Genomic DNA, 19,477 nt, shown 5'->3' on the forward strand with positions numbered 1-19,477 from the left:
TCAGCCGGTCGCGCCCCGCCCGGCGACCTGGAGATTCCCGGTACGGCGCAGCTTCTGCCAGCCCAGCCGGCCCCCGGTCAGCGCGGTGCCGACGGCCTGGAGCAGCACCAGGTACATCACCTGCCGGTAGACGAACTGCTGCAACGGCAGCACCCAGAGCACGCCGAGCTTCTCCCGGTCCAGCCGGAAGGCCAGCACCGCCGTGACGAACTGGAGCGCGAGCATCACCAGCCAGGCCACCACCGTGTCGCTGCGGTCCAGGAAGATCAGCCCGTAGATGGCGAGCAGGTCGATCACCGGGGCGGCCAGCGGCAGCAGCACGCCGAACAGCGTCAGGAACGACAGACACCGGCGGCCGAACCGGCCCGACGTTCCGCTCTCGATCACCGAGCGCCGGTGCTTCCACATCGCCTGCATGGTGCCGTAGCTCCACCGGTACCGCTGCTTCCACAACTGGCCGATGGTGGTCGGCGCCTCGGTCCAGGCGCGGGCGCTCTCCTCGTACACGATGTGCCAGCCGGCGCGGCCGACGGCGATGGTGACGTCGGTGTCCTCGGCGAGCGTGTCGTCGGTCATGCCGCCCACCTGCTCCAGCGCCTGCCGCCGGAACGCGCCGATCGCGCCGGGGACGGTGGGCATGCAGCGCAGCGTCTCGTAGAGGCGGCGGTCGAGGTTGAAGCCGATGACGTACTCGATGTGCTGCCACTTGGCGATCAGGCCGCGACGGTTGCCGACCTTGACGTTGCCGGCGACCACGCCGACCCGGGGGTCGGCGAAGGGCTGGACCAGCCGGCGGACCGATTCCGGCTCGAAGATCGTGTCGCCGTCGACCATGACGATCAGGTCGTGCCGGGCCAGCGCGACGCCGGTGTTGAGCGCGCTCGGCTTGCCTCCGTTGGGCTTGCGGACGACCCGGACGTTCGGCAGCCCCAGCGCCGCGACGATGTCGGCGGTGCCGTCGGTCGAGCCGTCGTCGACCACCACCACCTCGATGCCGCCGGGGTGGTCGCCGCAGGCCAGCGAGCGGACGGCCGCGGCGATGCCCTCCCGCTCGTTGTACGCGGGCACGATCACCGAGACCGGTTCGGTGACCGGCGGGCCCCAGGACCAGTCACGGCGACGGCGCCGCCGCGCGTGCCGTGTGGCCAGGACGAACAGCAGCAGCGACCGGCCGACGGTGAGCACCCCGACGAGCACGAAGAAGACGCCGAGCACCCCGAACATGCCGTCGGCCACCCGTACCGCGCCGACCAGGACGTGGCCCCGCAACCGCTCGTCGAGCGAGGCCGCCGTGAGCCCGCCCACCGGGCCGGACACACCCGCGGCCGCGAACGTCTGGTTGAGTCCCTCGCTGACAGTGGTGAAGCGGTAGCCGCGTTCCAGCATCGCCGGGATGTAGCGGTCCAGCGCGGCCACGGTGCTGGAGCGGTCGCCGCCCGAGTCGTGCCAGAGCGCGATGGTGCCGGCCGTCCCGTCCGGCGTGGCGTTCGCGACCATCTCCTCGACCGGGGGCAGCTCCCAGTCCCGGCTGTCGACGTCGTTGACGACAGTGAGGTAGCCCAGCTCGCCCGCCTGCCGCAGCATCGGCCAGTCCCGGTCGGTGTAGGCGTCCGCCCGGGACGAGTACGGGAAGCGCAGCAGCGACGTCCGGACACCTGTGGTGCTGGCGATGGCGAGCTGCGTCTGCGCGTACTCCAGTTCGCGCCGCCACTCCGGCAGCGCTGCGAGGTCGGGGTGGGTGAACGTGTGCACGCCCAGCTCGTGCCCCTCGGCCACCAGCCGGCGGGTCACCTCCGGGTTGCGGACGACCTGCGAGCCGATGACGAAGAAGGTGCCCCTCACCTGGTACTTGTCCAGGACGCGCAGCACCTCCGGCGTCCACCGCGGGTCGGGTCCGTCGTCGAAGGTGAGCGCGATGGTGCGCGGCGGCAGGCGGTGCGACTGGGTGCGGCCCTCCGCGCCGACGTTGACGATCGGGCCGCCCCCGACCACCGAGCTGGGAACCTCCCGCTGGCTGCCGGGCGTCACCCGGTTGTCCGGTACGAACGCGGCGTTCGTGTACGCCTCGACGACCAGCAGGCCGCCCAGGACGACCACGACCATGGCGACCAGGGCCCAGCTCGGCCGGGGCAGGAGACGCCGGCCGCGGGACCGGCGCGGGCCGGGGATCTGCGGCGCGCCGGGGATCTGCCGGACGTCCAGCACGACTGTGGGCGCGTCGTCCGGCTGCCGCCCGGCCCGCTGCCGGCGGGCGGCCCGCACACGGCGGGGGTCCAGCGTGACTGTGGGCTGCTCGCTCGTCGGCGGGTTCGGACGGGCGGGCGCCTGGTCACTCATCGGTGGGCGCGGCGGGTTCGGCGGGCAGGTCGACGGCGGGCGGGTCGGCCACGGGCGGCGGCACCTCGGCGGTGGGGGCGGTGGGCGGCGCGGTGGTGGCCGGCGTCTGGACGGGCCGGGGCGCGGTCGGGGCGGGCCGGGTCGGCCGTTGAGACCGAGGGCTCGGCGGGACCGTGGTGGCGGGGGCGACGGAGGTGGCCGGCGCCCGCGCCGGAGCGGTGCGGATGTCGGTGGGCGTGTCCGGAGCGGGACGGGTCGGCGCGGGCGCGTCCGACGGGTTCGGCGAGGGCAGCCGCTGCTCGCTGGTCGGCTCGACGAACGGGATGACGGTGTCCGGGCTGATCGGCCCGCCGGCGAAGCTGGCTCCGACCATGACCGTGTAGATCACACCCGCCGCGCCGGCGCAGTAGGCGAGACGGCGAAGCCGCCGGCGTCGCCGCCCGCTCGGGTCGACGAAGACGGGGGGCGATTCCGGTACGACAGGAATCAGTGCTGTCGGGCCTTCCACACGCCGAGTGTAGATGTGAAGGATTCCCACCTTCTCCCCGGCTAGCCGTGCTGACCAGGCAGAACGGACAGCACCGACCTCGATCTTGTAGGTTGGGTGCCGTGGCTCGCAGCGTGTACCTCACCGGCGTCGGCTCAGGCGGGGGAAAATCGACAGTGGCGCTCGGGCTGGCCGAGCTGTTGTCCCGGCAGGTGGAACGGATCGGCGCGTTCCGGCCGCTCGTCGCCGGTGACGGCACCGACCCGATCCTGGCCCTGCTCACCGAGCGCTACCGGATGGAACTGCCGGTCGACGAGCTGTACGGCGCCACGTACGCCGAGGCGAGCGCGCTCGTCGCGGACGGCCGCCGGGAGGAACTGATCTCCCGGATCGTCAGCCGATACCGGGAGGTCGAACGCCGCTGCCCGGCGATAGTGGTGGTCGGCAGCGACTTCGCCTACGGCGACGGCACCGGCCCGCGCGAGCTGGCCTTCAACGCCCGGCTCGCGACCGAGTTCGGCAGCGTCGTGGTGCCCGTGGTGGACGGGTTCGCGCAGGAGCCGGAGGCGATCGCTGCGGCGCTGCGTGGCGCGTACCACGATCTGGTCGACCTCGGCGCGACGGTGATCGCGGCGCTGGCCAACCGCGTGCCGCAGCCGATGACGCTGCCCGAGCTGCCGGTGCCCGCGTACGCGATCCCGGAGGTGCCGACCGTGTCGGCGCCGACGGTGGCCGAGGTCGCGGCGGCGCTGCGCGGCACTGTGCTCACCGGCGACGAGACCGCGCTCGACCGCGACGTGCTCGACTACGTGGTCGGCGCGGCGCACGTGCCGACGCTGCTGGACCACCTCACCGACGGGGCGCTGGTGATCACCCCGGGCGACCGCGCGGACCTGCTGGTGGCCGCCGGCGCCGCGCACGTCGCCGGGCAGGTGTCGCTGGCCGGGCTGGTGCTCACGCTCGGCGAACAGCCCGACCCGCGCGCCATGCGCCTGGTCGAGCGGATGAACACCGGGCTCCCAGTGCTGTCGGTGCCCAGCGACAGCTACGACACGGTGTCCGCGTCCAGCCGCATCGAGGGCCGCCCCAGCACCGCCAACCCGCGCAAGGTCGAGGCCGCGCTCGGCGCGTTCGAACGCTGCGTGGACACCGACGACCTGGCCCGCCGGCTGCGCGTCAGCCGTTCCGCACGGGTCACCCCGCTGATGTTCGAGAACGACCTGATCGACCGGGCCCGCGCCCAGCGCCGCCGGCTCGTACTGCCCGAGGGCGCCGACGAGCGGATCCTGCGCGCCACCGAGGTGCTGCTGCGCCGGGGCGTCGCCGAGATCACCCTGCTCGGCCGCCCGGACGAGATCGCCCGCCGCACCCGGGAACTGGGCGTGGACCTCGGCGACGCCCAGGTGGTCGACCCGGCGACCAGCCCGTGGCGGGACGAGTTCGCGCAGGCGTACGCGCAGTTGCGCGCCCACCGCGGCGTCACCGTGGAGCTGGCACACGACATCGTGGCGCAGGCCAACTACTTCGGCACGATGATGGTGCAGACCGGCCACGCCGACGGCATGGTCTCCGGCGCCACCCACACCACAGCCGCCACCATCCGGCCCGCATTCGAGATCATCCGGACCGTGCCGGGCGTCTCGGTCGCCTCCAGCGTCTTCTTCATGCTGCTCGCCGACCGGGTGCTGGTGTACGGCGACTGCGCCGTCAACCCCGACCCGGACGCCGACCAGCTCGCCGACATCGCCATCTCGTCGGCCGACACCGCGGCCCGGTTCGGCATCGAGCCACGGGTGGCGATGCTGTCGTACTCCACCGGCAGCTCCGGCGCCGGCGCCGACGTGGAGAAGGTCGCCGCGGCCACCAAGCTGGTCCGGGAACGCCGGCCCGACCTGCTCGTCGAGGGCCCGATCCAGTACGACGCGGCGATCGACCCGCAGGTGGCGGCAACCAAACTGCCGGACAGCCCGGTCGCCGGACGGGCCACCGTGTTCATCTTCCCGGACCTGAACACCGGCAACAACACGTACAAGGCGGTGCAGCGCTCGGCCGGAGCGGTGGCGGTCGGGCCGGTCATGCAGGGCCTGAACCGGCCGGTGAACGACCTCTCCCGGGGCGCCACCGTGCCGGACATCGTCAACACGGTGGCGATCACCGCCATCCAGGCCGCCGCGGAGGCGTCGCAATGAGCCGCATCCTGGTCCTCAACAGCGGATCCTCGTCCGTCAAGTACCGGCTGTACGACGGCGACGACGTCCTGGAAAAGGGCACCGTCGAGCGGATCGGCGAACCCGGCGGCGGGCCGGCCGACCACGAGAGCGCGGTCCGGGAGATCATCGGCCGCCTCGACCTGACCGGGCTGGCCGGCGTCGGTCACCGGGTGGTGCACGGCGGGCGGAAGTTCAGCGAGCCGGTACGCATCGACGACGCGGTCGTCGCCGCCATCGAGGACCTGGTGCCGCTGGCCCCGCTGCACAACCCGGCCAACCTCGCCGGCATCCGGGTCGCGCTGGAGGCGCTGCCGGACACCCCGCAGGTGGCGGTCTTCGACACCGCGTTCCACCACACGCTGCCCGAGGCCGCCGCCACGTACGCGATCGACAAGACCACAGCCGAGCGTTACGGCGTCCGCCGGTACGGTTTCCACGGCACCTCGCACGCGTACGTCTCGCGTCGCGTCGCCGACCTCCTCGACCGCCCGTACGACGAGCTGAACACCATCACGCTGCACCTGGGCAACGGGGCGAGCGCGTGCGCGGTCCAGGGTGGCCGCAGCGTGGCCACCTCGATGGGCATGTCACCGCTGGAGGGCCTGGTGATGGGCACCCGAAGCGGCGACCTCGACCCGACAGTCATCTTCCACCTGCGCCGCGAGGGCGGCATGGGCGTCGACGACATCGACGACCTGCTCAACCACCGCAGCGGTCTGCTCGGGCTGACCGGCGTCAACGACATGCGCGAAGTGCTGGCCCGGCGCGCTGCCGGTGACCCGGACGCGACCCTGGCGTTCGACGTCTACTGCCGCCGCATCACCGGCTACGTCGGCGCGTACTACGCGCTGCTCGGCCGGGTCGACGCGATCGCGTTCACCGCCGGGGTCGGCGAGCACGCCGCGCCGGTACGGGCGGCGGCGCTGGCCGGGCTGGACCGGCTCGGCATCGCCGTCGACCCGGCGCGCAACGACGGCCACGGCGACCGGGTCGTCTCGCCGGACGGCGCGGAGGTGGCGGTGCTGGTGGTGGGCACCGACGAGGAGCGGGAGATCGCCCGCGAGACCCGCGAGGTGCTGGGCGTCTGACAGCGGTTTGGGCGACGGTGCCGCCACTTCGGGGAGGTGGCGTGGTCCGGTGCGCGCGACGCCGCCACCTCGGGGAAGTGGCGTGATCCCGACCCCTCCGATGCCACCACTACGGCGAAGTGGCGTGACCCCGGTGCCTCAGGTGCCGAACCTGCCGCTGCCGGCGACCGGCTTGCGGCGGCCGGGTCAGCCCAGGGCGATCCAGGCGACCAGCGCGACCACCACGACGACGGCGACAGCCACACCGGCGATCAGCGGCACCCGGGACGGCGCCGACGCCGACGCGGCCGGCTCGGGCGAATCGACGAACGCGCGGAACTGCGCTGTGTTGCCACTCGGGTCGGTGTAGTTCTCAGCCATGCGGGTGACCCTAGCGAAGCCGGCCGGACCAGGCCGCCCCGCCGGGCCGGAGCTCGACATCCGGCTCACCCGGCCCGCGCAAACCCGCCCGGCCGGTGGAGGTGTCGCCCAGCCGGGTGGTGACGGCAGCCGATCCGGACGGCGGGCGCGGACCGACCGCTCGGCTGCCTACCGTGCAGGTGTGAGGGGGCAGCGGCTGGTGGCCGCGCTGATGACGGCGCTGCTGGCCGGCTGCGGCCAGGCCGTCGCCACCACCGATCCCGTACCGGCCGGTGTCCGGCCCGCGCCCGAGCGCCAGTACGCGGTGGGGATGCGCCAGTTCACGCTCGACCCGGACGGCGCGCGGCCGCTGCCGGTCACCGTCTGGTACCCGGCCGCCCTGCCCACGCAGGCGACCCCGTCCGCGTCCACGGATCCCGCCGGACAGGCCCGCGCCACCGCGCGCACCCTCGCCACCACGGGTCCCGCCGCACCGGCCCACGCCCCCGCACAGACCTCCGCCACCACAGGTCCCGCCGCACCGGCCCACACCACCGCACAGACCCTCGCCACCACGCCCGACCGGACCACCGCGCCAGGCTCCGCCGCGCTACCCGGCTCCGCCCCCTCGCCGGGCCCCGCCGCTACCTCGACCGGCCCCGCCTCCAGGCCGCCCGGCACCGGCACGCTGGACGGGCCACGGGTGCGACCGGGCGCGCCGTTCGCGGCGGGCCGGTTCCCGGTGGTCATCTACAGCCACGGGCTGCGCAGCCTGCCCGCGCTGCACGCCGCGCTGACCAGCCGCTGGGCGGCCGCCGGGTTCGTGGTGGTAGCGCCCGCATACCCGCGTACGAACCTGCGCGCCCGCCACTACACCCGCGATGACGTACGCAACCAGCCGGCCGACGCCTGGCGGCTGGTCCGCCACCTGGTCCGCCTGGGCGCCCGCCCCGGCGACCCGCTCGGCGCGCACCTGGCCGTGGACCGGTTCGCCGCCGCCGGGCACTCGGCCGGCGGTCACACCAGCCTCGGGATGTTCGCCTCGGGGCAACCGTCCCCGTTGCGGGCCGGGATAGTGATCGCCGGTGGCCGGATGGTCGCCGGCTTCTCCCGGCCGCTCGCGCCGATGCTGTTCGTGCACGGCAGCGCCGACCGGATCGTGCCGGAGTCGATCGGCCGGGCCGCGTACGCCCGCTGTCTCGGCCCGGCCGCCTTCCTGAGCCTGCGCGGTCAGGGCCACGGCGAGTACCTGACGCCCGGCCGCTCCGGCTTCGCCCAGGTGCTCGCCACCACCACCGACTTCCTGCGCTGGACGCTCTACGCCGACCGGGCGGCGCTGCGCCGCCTCCCCGCCGACGCGACAGCCCTCAACACCACCTTCACCACCCGCTCCCTCCCGGCGTGACCGCACCCTGCCCGGCCCAGCGCCGTTGATCATGAGGTTGACGGCGACAAACCGGACAGCAGATGCCGCCAACTTCATGATCGACGCGAGCCAGGGCGGGGGTGGGTAGGGTGCGGGCGTGGACGGGCTGGAAGGGCGGCAACTGGGCGCCATCCGGGAGGTCGTCGAGGTGGCCGGAGCGGCCGGGATCGACGTCTGGCTGCGTGGCGGCTGGGCGATGGACTTCCACCTCGGCGCGGTGAGCCGCCCTCACGTCGATGTCGACTGGTACTGCTGGCGGCGGGACGCCGACCTGCTGGCCGACCGGCTCGGCACGCTCGACTGGCGGCCCGACCCTCGAATGCCGGCAACGCTCCAGCTCGACCTGGTCCGGGACGACGTCGAGCTGAGCTTCGCGTACCTCGACCGGGACGCGGCGGGCCGGGTCGTCGTGGGCGCCGGACCGTGGGCGGGCACCGTACTGCCCGAGGGCATGCTGAGCGCCCCACCGGGCCGGATCGGTCCGCTCGCGGCGCCGGTGATCAGCGTCGCCGCGCAGATCGAGTTCAAGGAGATGTTCCCGGTCTGGATGCCGGAGCGGCCCCGCCGTGCCAAGGACGCCGCCGACCTGGCCCGGCTGCGGGCATCGGCGTGCGACCATCCGACGGGCTGACCGGGCCGGATGTCAGGCGATCGCGAGGCACAATCGAGTTCATGCGCCGTCGTTCCGCCGCCCTCGTCACCGCCGCCGTCCTCGGCGCCACCCTCGCCGGCTGCTCGGAGCAGCCCGCCGCCCCGGCCGGGCGGCCCGCTCCGGACACCTCACCGACCAGCGTCACACCGACCCCGCTCGTACCCGCCGGCAAGGCTCCCACGGAGAGCTTCGCGGTCGGCGTACGCCAGGTGAAGCTGAACCGGGACGGCACCCGGCCGTTGCCGGTGACGCTCTGGTACCCGGCGGCGGGCGCGGCCGGCGGCGCGGTCGAGCGCTCCGCCCCGGCGGCCGACGGGCGGTTCCCGGTGGTGCTGTTCAGTCACGGGCTGACCGCCCGGCCCGAGGACTACCAGGTGCTGCTCACACGCTGGGCGGCGGCCGGTTTCGTGGTCGCGGCGCCACGTTTCCCGCACACGTCCCGGGGCACCGACGGCAACGCGCTGGACGTGCTGAACCAGCCGGCCGACGTGTCGTACGTGCTGACCCGGGTGCTCGCGCTCGGCGAGAAGGCGGGCGATCCGCTGCGCGGCCGGCTGGACCCGGAGCGGGTGGCCGCGACCGGGCACAGCGCCGGTGGCGTGACCACGATCGGCCTGTTCACGGCGGGCCGGGACGCGCGGCTGGATGCGGGCATCGTCTTCTCCGGCACGGCGCTCGGCGTGGGTACCGCGTTCGCCGGCACCGTCGCGCCGCAGTTGTTCGTGCACGGCGAGGCCGACGAGGTGGTGTCGTACGCCGCCGGCAAGGCCGTCTTCGACGCGGTGCCGTGGCCGAAGGCGATGCTCAGCCTGCCGAAGGGCGACCACGGCCGGGCCCTGCTCGGCGACGGCAAGGCGCTGGGCGTGGTCGCGGACACGACAGTGGAGTTCCTCCGCTGGACGCTCTACGGCGACCCGGCGGCGAAGGAGCGCCTCCCCGTCGACGCCGCCAAGGGCGGCGTGGCCACGCTCGACGACCGGCTGTAAGGAAGGGCCCCTTCTTAACGCCTCCGGTAGAGAAGGGGCCCCTTCTTAACACGCCATCCGCGCCGCCCGCGCCGTACGCCTCAGGCGGTGTGGTCGACGACCACCTTGCCGAAGACGTCGCCGGAGTGCAGCCGCGCGAACGCCTCCGTGATCTCGCTGAACGGCACCACCCGGTCGACCACCGGCCGCACCTCGTGCTCGGCGCAGAACGCGAGCAGTTCGGTCAGCTCGTCCGGGGTGCCCATCGAGGTGCCGAGGATCTCCAGCTGCATGGCGAAGACCCGGCGCAGGTTGACCTTCGGCTCGTGGCCGGAGGTGGCGCCGGAGACCACGATCCGCGCCATCGGGGCGGCCGACTTCAGCGAGTGGTCGAAGGTGGCCGCGCCGACCGTCTCGATCACCACGTCGACCCGTTCCGGCAGCCGCGCGCCGGGCTCCAGCGCGGTCGCGCCCAGCTCGGCGATCCGCTCCCGCTTGGCGGCGTCGCGGCTGGTCGCGTACACCCGCTTGCCGAGCGCGACGCCGAGCGCGACCGCCGCGGTGGCCACGCCACCGCCGGCGCCCTGGACCAGCACCGACTCGCCGTCGGCGACCCGGCCCTTGGTGGTGAGCATCCGCCAGGCGGTGAGCCAGGCCGTGGGCAGGCACGCCGCGTCGGTGGCCGACAGGCCGTCGGGCAGCGGCAGGAGGTTCACCCGGGGTACGGCGACCAGCTCGGCGAATGTGCCCTGGTAGTGCTCGGAGAGGATGGAGACCCCGCGGGGGTCGCCCGGAGTGGGCACCACCGGGTAGATCACGACCTCGTTGCCGTCCGGGTCGGTGCCGACCGCGTCGCAGCCGAGGATCATCGGGAGCTGGTCGGCGGTCAGGCCCACGCCACGCAGCGACCAGAGGTCGTGGTGGTTGAGCGAGCTGGCCCGGACCCGCACGGTGACCCAGTCGTCCTGCGGGTGGGTCGGCTCGGGACGGTCGCCGACGGCGAGCGCGGCAAGCGGGTTGTCGGTGTCGAAGGCCGAGGCGAAGGCAGCACGCATGATCGGCACGGTAACAAGCTGAGCAGCAGTTAAGAAGGGGCCCTTCCTCTACCGGAGGCGTTAGGAAGGGCCCCTTCCTTACATCTCAGCGGCGGGCGACGCCGTCGCGGCGAGCGGCCTCGGCGACCGCTTCGGCCACCGCCGGCGCCACCCGCGGGTCCAGCGGCGAGGGCACGATCGCGTCGGCGGTCAGCGACTCGGCCACCACGCCGGCGATGGCGTCGGCGGCGGCCACCTTCATCGAGTCGGTGATCCGGGTGGCGCCGGCGTCCAGCGCGCCCCGGAACACACCGGGGAACGCGAGCACGTTGTTGATCTGGTTCGGGTAGTCGCTGCGCCCGGTGGCGACCACCGCCACGTGCCGGGCGGCCACCTCGGGGTGCACCTCCGGAGTGGGGTTTGCGAGCGCGAACACGATGCCGCCGGGGGCCATGCCGGCCACCGCCGCCTCGGGGATCTGGCCGCCGGAGACGCCGATGAGCACGTCCGCGCCGCGCAGCGCCTCGGTGACGTCGCCCTGCCGGCCCTCGGCGTTTGTGAGTTCGGCCAGCTCGGCCTTGGTGCCGGTCAGCTCGCGGTGCCGGCCGATGATGCCGCGCGAGTCGCACACCACCACCCGGGCCGGGTCGACGCCGCCGGCGATCAGCATCTTGGTCACCGCGACGCCGGCCGCGCCCGCGCCGCTGACGGCCACCCGCAGGTCGCCGAGCTTGCGGTTGAGCAGCGTCGCGGCGTTGCGCAGCGCGGCGAGCACCACGATCGCGGTGCCGTGCTGGTCGTCGTGGAAGACCGGGATGTCCAGCGCCTCGTCGAGCCGCCGCTCCACCTCGAAGCAGCGCGGCGCGCTGATGTCCTCCAGGTTGATCCCGCCGAACGAGGGCGCGAGCGCCTTGACCGTCGCGACGATCTCGTCCACGTCCTGCGTGTCCAGGCAGACCGGCACCGCGTCGACGCCGGCGAACTGCTTGAACAGCACCGCCTTGCCCTCCATCACGGGCAGCGCGGCGCGCGGGCCGATGTTGCCCAGACCGAGTACGGCGGAGCCGTCGGTGACCACGGCGACGGTGTGCGACACCCAGGTGTAGGTGTCGGCGAGCGCGGGGTCGGCGGCGATCGCCTCACACACCCGGGCAACCCCCGGGGTGTACGCGAGGGAGAGGTCCTCGCGGCTGGTCAGCGGCACGGTGGAGGTGACTGCCATCTTGCCGCCGACGTGCAGGCGGAAGACGGGATCGGCGGGGTCCGGGGTGGACGAAGACATGGTGACTCCAGGATCTGTCGAGCAGACGGACCGGCCGGCACGGTCAGCGGTGGTCAGCGACCGGCGGCGTGGCGGTGCGGGGGTCACCCGGGCACTTTCCGAGCATAGTCACGCTCCGGCCCTCAGGATGTGAGCGGGGTCATATCGCCCCCTCACCTACCTGCGCCGCACCCGTCCGGGTCGTGGCCACCAGCGGGCCACCACCCGGCCCCGGACGTCGGCCACCCCGTACGCCCGGGAGTCGTCGGTGACGAACTCGTTGTCGCCGCGCAACCACCAGCCGCCGTCGCGCGGCTCCACCGCGCGCTTGACGACGAGCAGGTCGGGACGGCTGCGGAAGACCGCGACGACCACGTCCCCGGGGCGCACCGCCCGGCCTCCGGTGCGGACCAGCACCGCGTCGCCGTGACGCAGCGTCGGGGACATGGACGGGCCGGTCACCAGCACCGGCGCCAGCGGGCCGCGCAGTAGCGGAGGTTCGCCGGTGGGCGCCATGTCACCTCCCAGCCCCTGAGGGCGTCTCCAGGAGTAATGTCGTCTTGGATCATCGCAAACAACCCATGGAGGACCCTGATGCGCCTTCCCCGCATCCTCACGCCCCGGGTGACGGCCAGCGCTCACTGCGACCTGCCCTGCGGCGTATACGACCCGGCCCAGGCCCGGATCGAGGCCGAGTCGGTCAAAATGATCTGCGAGAAGTACCAGGCCAACACCGACCCGGAGTTCCGTACCCGCGCCATCCTGATCAAGGAGCAGCGGGCGGACCTGGTCAAGCACCACCTGTGGGTGCTCTGGACCGACTACTTCAAGCCGCAGCACTTCGAGAAGTACCCGCACCTGCACCAGCTGTTCAACGAGGCCACCAAGCTGGCCGGCGCGGCCGGCGCCAAGGGCGGCACCGACCCGGCCAAGGCCGACGAGCTGCTGGCGAAGATCGACGAGATCTCGAAGATCTTCTGGGAGACCAAGCAGGCGTGACGTCGCCCGACGACACGTTGACGATCCGGCCGGTACGTCCTGGGGACGTACCGGCCGTCGTCGCCATGGTGCACGAGCTCGCCGAGTACGAGCGCGCCCCGGAGCAGTGCCACCTCACCACCGAGCAACTCGACGCGGCCCTGTTCGGGGCGTCGCCGGCGCTCTTCGGTCACGTGGCCGTCGACGCGGCGGACCAGCCGGTCGGCTTCGCGCTCTGGTTCCTCAACTTCTCCACCTGGGCCGGCGTGCACGGCATCTACCTGGAGGACCTGTACGTCCGCCCGGCCGCCCGGGGCACCGGCGCGGGCCGGATGCTGCTCGCCACCCTCGCCGCGATCTGTGTCGAGCGCGGCTACCAGCGGCTGGAGTGGTGGATGATCAACTGGAACCCGGCGGCCCGCTTCTACGCCGCGATCGGCGCCACGCCGATGGACGAGTGGACCCCGTACCGCCTGGCCGGGCCGGCGTTGCGCGAGCTCGCCACGCGCGCGACGGCCGCGCCCACGCGGTCGGCCCCCTGACCGGGTAGAGTCCCGCACCGGGGGGAGGAGCCGTGACTCAACTGACCGGGCACCCGACGACTGACGACGACGTCGTCCATCTCACCGTGCCCGCCGACGGTGGTTACCTCGGCGTGCTCCGCACCGCCACGGCCGGCCTCGCGGCCCGGCTCCAGTTCGCCCTCGACGAGATCGAGGACCTGCGCATCGCTGTCGACGAGGCGTGCGCCATGCTGCTCGCCATCGCCACCCGCGACGCCGAGCTGGAGTGCCGCTTCGCGGTCACCGAGGACGCGCTCACCGTCGAGGTGACGGTGCCGACGGTCCGGGGCGCGACGTTGCCGTCGGAGTCGTCGTTCGCCTGGAAGGTCCTCACCGCGCTGACCACCGGGGCCAACGCCCACGCTACGGACGGCCGGGCCACCATCTCGCTGCTGACCCGCCGCGCCGGCGGCTACTGACCGGTCGCGGCCGCCGCTCCCCCGCTCAGCGTTCCGGGTCGCCGAAGCCGAGCGCGCGGTTGGTCGGGCCGCTCACGAGCAACCCGACCATGCCGATGCCGAACGCCATGAGCGGCAGGCCGAGCCAGCCCATCCCTCCCTCGATCATGAACCAGCCGACCGGCAGCAGCATGAGCTGAAGCACGATCGCGGGAGCGCGCGCCCCGGCGCGACGGCGGGACAACGCGCCGCCGAGCGCCCAGAGCGCCACCGCGCCGCCGATCGCGAAAGCGGTCACCCACAGCGCCGAGACCAGGTCCGTCGTTTCAGCGGTGAGGTCGGACCAGATGAGCCACACCGCGATCAGCCCGAGCGCCACCGCCTCCGCGCGTAGCAGGAGCACCGCGGCGCGCAGCGTGCCGGGGACCGGGTCGGAGTCGATCGTCACGGGCGCCACGATACCGGTGGGTAGTCGCGGTACAGTGCCGCCCATGCGGGCCGTCCTGGTGGTCAATCCGAAGGCCACCACCACCAGCGAGCGCAGCCGGGACGTGCTGGTCCGGGCGTTGCGCAGTGAAGTCGACCTGTCGGTGCGCTACACGCGCCGGCGGGGCCATGCCATGGACCTGGCCCGGGAGGCCGCCCAGGAGGGCGTCGACCTGGTCGTCACGCTCGGCGGCGACGGCACCGTCAACGAGGTGGTCAACGGCCTGATGGCGGCGGAGCCGCCGACGTTCCGGACCGGGCAGACCTCGGCCGAGCGGCTGCCCGCGCTGGCCACTGTGCCCGGCGGCTCGACGAACGTCTTCGCCCGCGCGCTCGGGCTGCCCCGGGAGTGGCCGGACGGCACCAGCATGATCCTGGAAGGGCTGCGGCTGGGCCGGTCCCGCACGATCGGGCTGGGCCGGGCGGACGACCGCTACTTCACGTTCTGCGCCGGCTTCGGGCTGGACGCGGCGGTCATCCGCCGGGTGGAACAGTCCCGCAAGAAGGGGCGTGTCTCGACTCCGGCGCTCTACTTCCGCTCCACCGCGAGCCAGTACTTCGTCGGCTCGGACCGCCGCCACCCGTCGATCACGCTGGAGCGTCCGGGTGAGGCGCCGGACACGGAACTGGCCACGGCGATCATCCAGAACACCGCGCCGTGGACGTACCTGGGCGACCGGGAGATCAACCCGAACCCGGAGGCGTCGTTCGACCTCGGGCTCGACGTGTTGGCGCTGCGACGGCTGCGGGTGGCCAGCACGGCCCGTACGGCGGCGCAGTTCTTCTCCCGGAAGCCGGATCCGCACGGCAAGCAGGTGCTGCGTCTGCACGACCTGGCGGAGTTCACCCTGCGCTCGGAGCGCCCACTGCCGTTCCAGATGGACGGGGACTACCTCGGCGAGCGGGAGAAAGTCCGATTCACCTCCGTGCCGGCGGCACTGAGAGTAATCTGCTAGGTCTCGGGTACTCCACTCGGTTGACGCGGATCCCCCCCGCCGCGCGGGCGCGGTGGCCGCCACGCCGAGGAAGGGTGCCGGAAATGTCAGCAACGTCACGCAGACCGTACTACATTGATTATCGACTGTGGCACGCCGGGTAACCAGGACCCTGGTAAACCCGGACAAATGGGTGGTGAGCCCGCTCACTGTTCGGAGTTTTTCCGAGCGGCACCCTTGACATCGCTGTAGTTCGTGAAAGTATTCACAAGCGAACTCGTGTTGCCGGGACATTGCCTGGATATGCTCGTTCGGTTGAGCTGTTCCAGCAGGTCCAGGCACCCCACAGCCTGCTCACGCTGCGCCGAATTGATGGATGCTGAACGTCACCATTCGGCAATGCGGACGCATATAGCAATAACAACGAAGCGTTTACTGGCCACCACTAAGAATGAGGAGTGTTGCCGCCATGGACTGGCGCCACGATTCGGTCTGCCGCGACGAGGACCCGGAGCTGTTCTTCCCGATCGGGACGTCCGGCCCGGCCCTCCTTCAGGTGGAGCAGGCGAAGGCCGTCTGCCGGCGCTGCCCCGTGACCGACCAGTGCCTGCAGTGGGCGCTGGAGTCCGGTCAGGACGCCGGCGTCTGGGGCGGGATGAGCGAGGAAGAGCGCCGCGCGGTGAAGCGCCGCGGCGGTCTCCGGGTGCTGCGCGCTCACTCCGCCTGACCCGTACCACTCGTCGACGCCCCGGCCGGGATTCCGGCCGGGGCGTCGCGCTGTGTCCGGGCCGGTCAGGCCGCCACCGTGTCCACGCGCCGCCGGACCAGGTCCGCCAACTCCGGCAGGTCGGTCAGCGGCTCCGCCACCGCCACCGCGCCGGCCGACCGGGCCGCCTCGCGTACCCCGTCGTGGAACCGGCCCGGCGCCAGGAAATAGGCCGCCACCGCGACCCGGCGGGCCCCCGCCGCGCGCAGTCGCGCCACCGCGCCGCCGACCTCCGGCGGCGCCGCCGAGGCGTACGAGACGCGGCACGGCACGCCCAGCCCGGCGCCGAACGCCGCGGCGACCCGACCCACCGAGGCACGCGCGGCCGGATCCCGGGTGCCCGCCGCCGCAAGCACCACCGCGTCCAGCCCGGCCGGCTCGTCGCCGGTCGCCTCCGCCAGGCGGCGGCGCAACCCGTCCAGCAGCCCGCCGTCCACGCCGGCGCCGGCCGGGCCCAGCACGTCTGTCACCCGTACCTCGATGTCCGCGCCCGCCGCCGCGACCGCCGCCGGGATGTCGACCTTCCGGTGGTACGCGGCGGTCAGCAGCAGCGGCACCAGAACCGCCCGGGAGTGGCCGGCGGCGGCCAGCCCGCGCAGCACCTCGGCCGGGCCCGGATCGGTGTGGTCGAGCCAGCTCGGGAGCACCGCACGACCGGGCCAGGTGTCCGCCACGGCCCGGGCCAGCGCCCGGGTCGCCTCGGCCGCCCGAGGGTCACGGCTCCCGTGCGCGACGAGCACCACGGGCGGCCCGGCCCTCAGGTGTGCAGGCCGCACTCGGTCTTCTCGAACATCGCCCAGCGACCGGAACGCGGATCCTCCCCCGCCTTCGTCCGCCGGGTGCACGGCCAGCAGCCGATCGAGCCGTAGCCGCGGGCGAACAGCTCGTTGACCGGGATGTCGTACCGGGCCACGTACGCGTCCACCTCCCGCTGCGTCCAGGCCGCGATCGGGTTGACCTTGACCTTGCCGCGCCGCGCGTCGAAGCCCACCACCGGCGTGTTGGCCCGGGTCGGCGACTCGTCGCGGCGCAGCCCGGCGGCCCACGCGTCGTACCCGGACAGCGCCCGCTCCAGCGGCTCCACCTTGCGCAGCTGGCAGCAGTCGTCCGGGGACCTGTTGAACAGGCGCGGGCCGTACTGGCCGTCCTGCTGGCCGACTGTCATCCGGGGGCGGATCGAGCGCACCCGCACCGGCATCCGGCGGGCCACCTCGTCGCGGACCCTCAGCGTCTCCGGAAAGTGCAGCCCGGTGTCCAGGAACACCACGTCGACGCCGGGCGCGACCCGGGACACCAGGTGCGCCACCACTCCGTCGGCCATCGAGCTGGTCACGCAGAACCGCTCGCCGAACGTCTCCGCGGCCCACCGGGCGATCTCGATCGCGGGCGCGTCCGCCAGTTCCCGGCCGGCCTCCTCGGCCAGCGCGCGCAGCTCCTCCGGGTCGCGGCGGGCCGGGCCGGCCTCGCCGATCAGGCCGAGACCGGCGGCGGAGACGAGGCCGCTCACCGGGTCACCGCCCGGCTCAGCAGGCCGGTGAACTTCACCGCGAAGACCCGCGCGCAGGCGTGGCACTCCCAGGCGCCGTGCCCGGCCTCGTGCGGTCGCAGGTCCTCCTCGCCGCAGTACGGGCAGTAGAGAGGCGCAGACCGAGCGTCGCTCATCGCAACTCCTCCTCGTCGGCTCTGATCACCCAGTTGGCGAACGTCTCACCCTCGGTCCGGCCGGCCAGGTAGCGGCGGGCCAGCCGTTCCACGTACTCCGGAAGCTCCTCGGCGGTGGTCTTCAGGCCGCGCAGCTTGCGGCCGAAGCCGGCGGTCTGCCCCTGGGCCATGCCGAGGCCGCCGCCGAGGTGCACCTGGAAGCCCTCGACCTGCCGGCCGTCCGGGCCGACCACGAGCTGGCCCTTGAGCCCGATGTCCGCGACCTGGGTGCGGGCGCAGGCGTTCGGGCAGCCGTTGAGGTGGATCGAGATGTCCGCGTCGAAGTCGCGCAGCCGCTCCTCCAGGCGCGCGACCAGCTCCTCGCCGCGCCGCTTCGTCTCGACGATGGCGAGCTTGCAGAACTCGATGCCGGTGCAGGCCATCGTGCCGCGCCGCCACGCCGACGGCCGGGCCTCCAGGCCGATCCCGCGCAGCGCCGTGACGAGCGAGTCGGTCCGCTCCGCCGCCACGTCCAGCACCAGCAACTTCTGGTACGGGGTGAGCCGCACCCGGCCGCTGCCGTGCGCCTCGACCACGTCGGCGAGCTGCGCCAGCTGGGTGCCGGAGACCCGCCCCACCACCGGGGCCGCGCCCACGTAGTTCGCGCCGTCACGCTGGGCGTGCACGCCGATGTGGTCCACCGGCTTCGCCGGCAGGTCCGCGGCCGGGCCGTCCAGCAGCGTGCGGCCCAGGTACTCCTTCTCCAGCACCTCCCGGAACCGCTCCACGCCCCAGTCGGCGACCAGGAACTTCAGCCGGGCCCGGTTGCGCAGGCGACGGTAGCCGTAGTCACGGAAGATGCCGACCACGCCGGCCCACACGTCCGGCACCTCGTTCAGCGGAACCCAGACGCCGAGCCGCTTGGCGAGCATCGGGTTGGTGGAGAGCCCGCCGCCCACCCAGACGTCGAAGCCGGGACCGTGCTCCGGGTGCTCCACGCCGAGGAACGAGATGTCGTTCGCCTCGTACGGCGTGTCGACCAGCCAGGAGATCGAGGTCTTGAACTTGCGGGGCAGGTTGGAGAACGCCTTGTCGCCGACGTACCGGCGGACGATCTCGTCGATCGCCGGCGTCGGGTCGAGCACCTCGTCCCGGGCCACCCCGGCGACCGGGCTGCCGAGCACGATCCGGGGGCAGTCGCCACACGCCTCGGTGGTCTGCAGGCCGACCGCCTCCAGCCGACGCCAGATCTCCGGCATGTCCTCGACCCGGATCCAGTGGTACTGGATGTTCTGCCGGTCGGTGATGTCCGCGGTGTCGCGGGCGAACTCGCGGGAGATGTCCGCGATCACGCGGAGCTGGGCCAGGTTGAGCTGGCCGCCGTCCACCCGGACCCGGAGCATGAAGAACTCGTCCTCCAGCTCGTGCGGCTCCAGCACTGCGGTGCGCCCGCCGTCGATGCCGGCCTTGCGCTGGGTGTAGAGGCCCCACCAGCGGAACCGCCCGCGCAGGTCCTGCGGGTCGATCGAGGCGAAACCGCGGTGGGCGTAGATGTTCTCGATCCGGTCCCGCACGTTCAGCGGGTCGTCGTCCTTCTTGATCCGCTCGTTGGGGTTGAGCGGCTCTTTGTGCCCGAGCGCCCACTGGCCCTCGCCGCGTGGCCGGCGGGGCGCACGGGCGGCGGGCGCCGGGGAGTCGGGTCGGGTCGGGGTGCTGCTGACCGCCATCGCGGCGTCCTCCATTGCTTGCTGCGGTGCCTGCGAGCGCGGACGCGACGGCCGGCCCGAGAGTGGGCCGTGGACGGCGATGTCGATGACGGCCGGCGCGAGTGCGCGCCCGAGACGGATGGGTCGGGCGTCGTCAGTAGGCCGGACAGATCGCGCTGCGCACGCGGCCGTAATCGACGTGGCG

The 19,477-nt window shown here is 73.3% G+C and carries 21 protein-coding genes; 10 read left to right on the forward strand and 11 right to left on the reverse strand.

The genetic code is table 11. The annotated features are described in order from the left end of the window. A complete protein-coding gene (locus AMK25_RS13430) occupies positions 1-2,337 on the reverse strand; it encodes a bifunctional polysaccharide deacetylase/glycosyltransferase family 2 protein (RefSeq protein WP_073828729.1) in 2,337 nt (778 codons plus the stop codon). Next, positions 2,330-2,845: a hypothetical protein gene (locus tag AMK25_RS32395; RefSeq protein WP_198937518.1), complete on the reverse strand. Its 516-nt coding sequence runs from the start codon at positions 2,843-2,845 to the stop codon at positions 2,330-2,332. Before AMK25_RS32395 ends, AMK25_RS13430 begins: the two co-directional genes overlap by 8 nt. Before the next feature lie 92 nt (positions 2,846-2,937). On the opposite strand from AMK25_RS32395, the gene pta reads away from it, so the two are divergent. Next, on the forward strand, positions 2,938-5,013 hold the full coding sequence (pta, locus tag AMK25_RS13440) for a phosphate acetyltransferase (RefSeq protein WP_143194731.1): 2,076 nt from the start codon (positions 2,938-2,940) through the stop codon (positions 5,011-5,013). Continuing rightward, on the forward strand, positions 5,010-6,122 hold the full coding sequence (locus tag AMK25_RS13445) for an acetate/propionate family kinase (protein WP_073828731.1): 1,113 nt from the start codon (positions 5,010-5,012) through the stop codon (positions 6,120-6,122). Before pta ends, AMK25_RS13445 begins: the two co-directional genes overlap by 4 nt. A gap of 186 nt (positions 6,123-6,308) precedes the next feature. On the opposite strand, the gene AMK25_RS32400 is transcribed toward AMK25_RS13445, so the two are convergent. Further along, positions 6,309-6,482, reverse strand: a complete 174-nt coding sequence (locus AMK25_RS32400; RefSeq protein ID WP_166457193.1) for a hypothetical protein — start codon at positions 6,480-6,482, stop codon at positions 6,309-6,311. Positions 6,483-6,663: 181 nt separating this feature from the next. Between AMK25_RS32400 and AMK25_RS13450 the strand changes: the two genes are divergently transcribed. The 3 genes from AMK25_RS13450 to AMK25_RS13460 all read left to right on the forward strand — a co-directional run bounded on the left by AMK25_RS13450 (position 6,664) and on the right by AMK25_RS13460 (position 9,525). Beyond that, positions 6,664-7,866, forward strand: a complete 1,203-nt coding sequence (locus tag AMK25_RS13450) for an alpha/beta hydrolase (protein WP_073828732.1) — start codon at positions 6,664-6,666, stop codon at positions 7,864-7,866. Positions 7,867-7,984: 118 nt separating this feature from the next. After that, positions 7,985-8,518 (forward strand): nucleotidyltransferase domain-containing protein, encoded by a 534-nt coding sequence (locus AMK25_RS13455; protein WP_073828733.1) that lies wholly within the window; start codon positions 7,985-7,987, stop codon positions 8,516-8,518. Positions 8,519-8,559: 41 nt separating this feature from the next. Beyond that, a complete protein-coding gene (locus AMK25_RS13460; RefSeq protein WP_073828734.1) occupies positions 8,560-9,525 on the forward strand; it encodes an alpha/beta hydrolase family protein in 966 nt (321 codons plus the stop codon). A gap of 80 nt (positions 9,526-9,605) precedes the next feature. On the opposite strand, the gene AMK25_RS13465 is transcribed toward AMK25_RS13460, so the two are convergent. The 3 genes from AMK25_RS13465 to AMK25_RS13475 form a co-directional block, all read right to left on the reverse strand. Then, positions 9,606-10,559, reverse strand: a complete 954-nt coding sequence (locus AMK25_RS13465) for a zinc-binding dehydrogenase (RefSeq protein ID WP_073829326.1) — start codon at positions 10,557-10,559, stop codon at positions 9,606-9,608. Positions 10,560-10,644: 85 nt separating this feature from the next. After that, a complete protein-coding gene (locus AMK25_RS13470; protein ID WP_073828735.1) occupies positions 10,645-11,820 on the reverse strand; it encodes an NAD(P)-dependent malic enzyme in 1,176 nt (391 codons plus the stop codon). A gap of 156 nt (positions 11,821-11,976) precedes the next feature. Continuing rightward, entirely contained in the window at positions 11,977-12,315 is a 339-nt protein-coding gene (locus AMK25_RS13475; RefSeq protein WP_073828736.1) for a S24 family peptidase, read from the reverse strand. 78 nt (positions 12,316-12,393) lie between these two features. Here AMK25_RS13475 and sodN point away from each other — a divergent pair, with 78 nt between their 5' ends. From sodN to AMK25_RS13490, 3 genes are read left to right on the forward strand one after another with little or no spacing between them, the layout of a single operon-like run. Further along, the gene (sodN, locus tag AMK25_RS13480; RefSeq protein WP_073828737.1) at positions 12,394-12,798 is read left to right on the forward strand and encodes a superoxide dismutase, Ni; all 405 of its coding nucleotides are present in this window, start codon (positions 12,394-12,396) and stop codon (positions 12,796-12,798) included. After that, positions 12,795-13,319, forward strand: coding sequence for a GNAT family N-acetyltransferase (locus tag AMK25_RS13485; protein WP_073828738.1), 525 nt, complete (start codon positions 12,795-12,797; stop codon positions 13,317-13,319). The genes sodN and AMK25_RS13485 overlap by 4 nt, the downstream gene beginning before the upstream one ends. Positions 13,320-13,351: 32 nt before the next feature. After that, on the forward strand, positions 13,352-13,759 hold the full coding sequence (locus AMK25_RS13490) for an ATP-binding protein (protein WP_030503230.1): 408 nt from the start codon (positions 13,352-13,354) through the stop codon (positions 13,757-13,759). A gap of 25 nt (positions 13,760-13,784) precedes the next feature. Here the strand turns inward: AMK25_RS13490 and AMK25_RS13495 are convergent, their stop codons facing one another. Next, positions 13,785-14,186 carry a hypothetical protein gene (locus AMK25_RS13495; RefSeq protein WP_073828739.1) on the reverse strand — a complete coding sequence of 134 codons (402 nt, stop codon included), beginning with the start codon at positions 14,184-14,186 and terminating at the stop codon, positions 13,785-13,787. 43 nt (positions 14,187-14,229) lie between these two features. Between AMK25_RS13495 and AMK25_RS13500 the strand changes: the two genes are divergently transcribed. After that, complete coding sequence (locus tag AMK25_RS13500) at positions 14,230-15,180, forward strand: diacylglycerol/lipid kinase family protein (protein WP_030503232.1); 951 nt, start codon at positions 14,230-14,232, stop codon at positions 15,178-15,180. Between the two features lie 448 nt (positions 15,181-15,628). Then, entirely contained in the window at positions 15,629-15,886 is a 258-nt protein-coding gene (locus tag AMK25_RS13505; protein WP_013288358.1) for a WhiB family transcriptional regulator, read from the forward strand. Positions 15,887-15,951: 65 nt separating this feature from the next. Here AMK25_RS13505 and AMK25_RS13510 read toward each other — a convergent pair whose 3' ends face one another. Genes AMK25_RS13510 through AMK25_RS13520 form a run of 4 tightly spaced genes read right to left on the reverse strand, consistent with a single transcriptional unit; the run spans position 15,952 to position 19,293 of the window. Further along, a complete protein-coding gene (locus AMK25_RS13510; protein WP_073828740.1) occupies positions 15,952-16,701 on the reverse strand; it encodes a sirohydrochlorin chelatase in 750 nt (249 codons plus the stop codon). Then, positions 16,683-17,432: a phosphoadenylyl-sulfate reductase gene (locus AMK25_RS13515; RefSeq protein ID WP_043328516.1), complete on the reverse strand. Its 750-nt coding sequence runs from the start codon at positions 17,430-17,432 to the stop codon at positions 16,683-16,685. Before AMK25_RS13515 ends, AMK25_RS13510 begins: the two co-directional genes overlap by 19 nt. Further along, positions 17,429-17,587 carry a hypothetical protein gene (locus AMK25_RS32405; RefSeq protein WP_013288361.1) on the reverse strand — a complete coding sequence of 53 codons (159 nt, stop codon included), beginning with the start codon at positions 17,585-17,587 and terminating at the stop codon, positions 17,429-17,431. The genes AMK25_RS13515 and AMK25_RS32405 overlap by 4 nt, the downstream gene beginning before the upstream one ends. Continuing rightward, the gene (locus AMK25_RS13520; protein ID WP_073829327.1) at positions 17,584-19,293 is read right to left on the reverse strand and encodes a nitrite/sulfite reductase; all 1,710 of its coding nucleotides are present in this window, start codon (positions 19,291-19,293) and stop codon (positions 17,584-17,586) included. The genes AMK25_RS32405 and AMK25_RS13520 overlap by 4 nt, the downstream gene beginning before the upstream one ends. Between the last annotated feature and the right edge of the window lie 184 nt (positions 19,294-19,477).

The sequence above is a fragment of the Micromonospora sp. TSRI0369 genome (genome assembly GCF_001905625.1).
Lineage (GTDB): Bacteria > Actinomycetota > Actinomycetes > Mycobacteriales > Micromonosporaceae > Micromonospora > Micromonospora echinospora_A.

Bases quoted from the DNA above. Each gene is read 5' to 3' on its own strand.
- AMK25_RS13430 (WP_073828729.1), bottom strand. From the start codon at position 2,337: ATGAGTGACCAGGCGCCCGCCCGTCCGAACCCGCCGACGAGCGAGCAG.
- AMK25_RS13475 (WP_073828736.1), bottom strand. From the start codon at position 12,315: ATGGCGCCCACCGGCGAACCTCCGCTACTGCGCGGCCCGCTGGCGCCG.
- AMK25_RS13500 (WP_030503232.1), top strand. From the start codon at position 14,230: ATGCGGGCCGTCCTGGTGGTCAATCCGAAGGCCACCACCACCAGCGAG.
- AMK25_RS32400 (WP_166457193.1), bottom strand. From the start codon at position 6,482: ATGGCTGAGAACTACACCGACCCGAGTGGCAACACAGCGCAGTTCCGC.
- AMK25_RS13465 (WP_073829326.1), bottom strand. From the start codon at position 10,559: ATGCGTGCTGCCTTCGCCTCGGCCTTCGACACCGACAACCCGCTTGCC.
- AMK25_RS13505 (WP_013288358.1), top strand. From the start codon at position 15,629: ATGGACTGGCGCCACGATTCGGTCTGCCGCGACGAGGACCCGGAGCTG.
- AMK25_RS13460 (WP_073828734.1), top strand. From the start codon at position 8,560: ATGCGCCGTCGTTCCGCCGCCCTCGTCACCGCCGCCGTCCTCGGCGCC.
- AMK25_RS32405 (WP_013288361.1), bottom strand. From the start codon at position 17,587: ATGAGCGACGCTCGGTCTGCGCCTCTCTACTGCCCGTACTGCGGCGAG.
- AMK25_RS13445 (WP_073828731.1), top strand. From the start codon at position 5,010: ATGAGCCGCATCCTGGTCCTCAACAGCGGATCCTCGTCCGTCAAGTAC.
- AMK25_RS13520 (WP_073829327.1), bottom strand. From the start codon at position 19,293: ATGGCGGTCAGCAGCACCCCGACCCGACCCGACTCCCCGGCGCCCGCC.
- AMK25_RS13470 (WP_073828735.1), bottom strand. From the start codon at position 11,820: ATGTCTTCGTCCACCCCGGACCCCGCCGATCCCGTCTTCCGCCTGCAC.
- sodN (WP_073828737.1), top strand. From the start codon at position 12,394: ATGCGCCTTCCCCGCATCCTCACGCCCCGGGTGACGGCCAGCGCTCAC.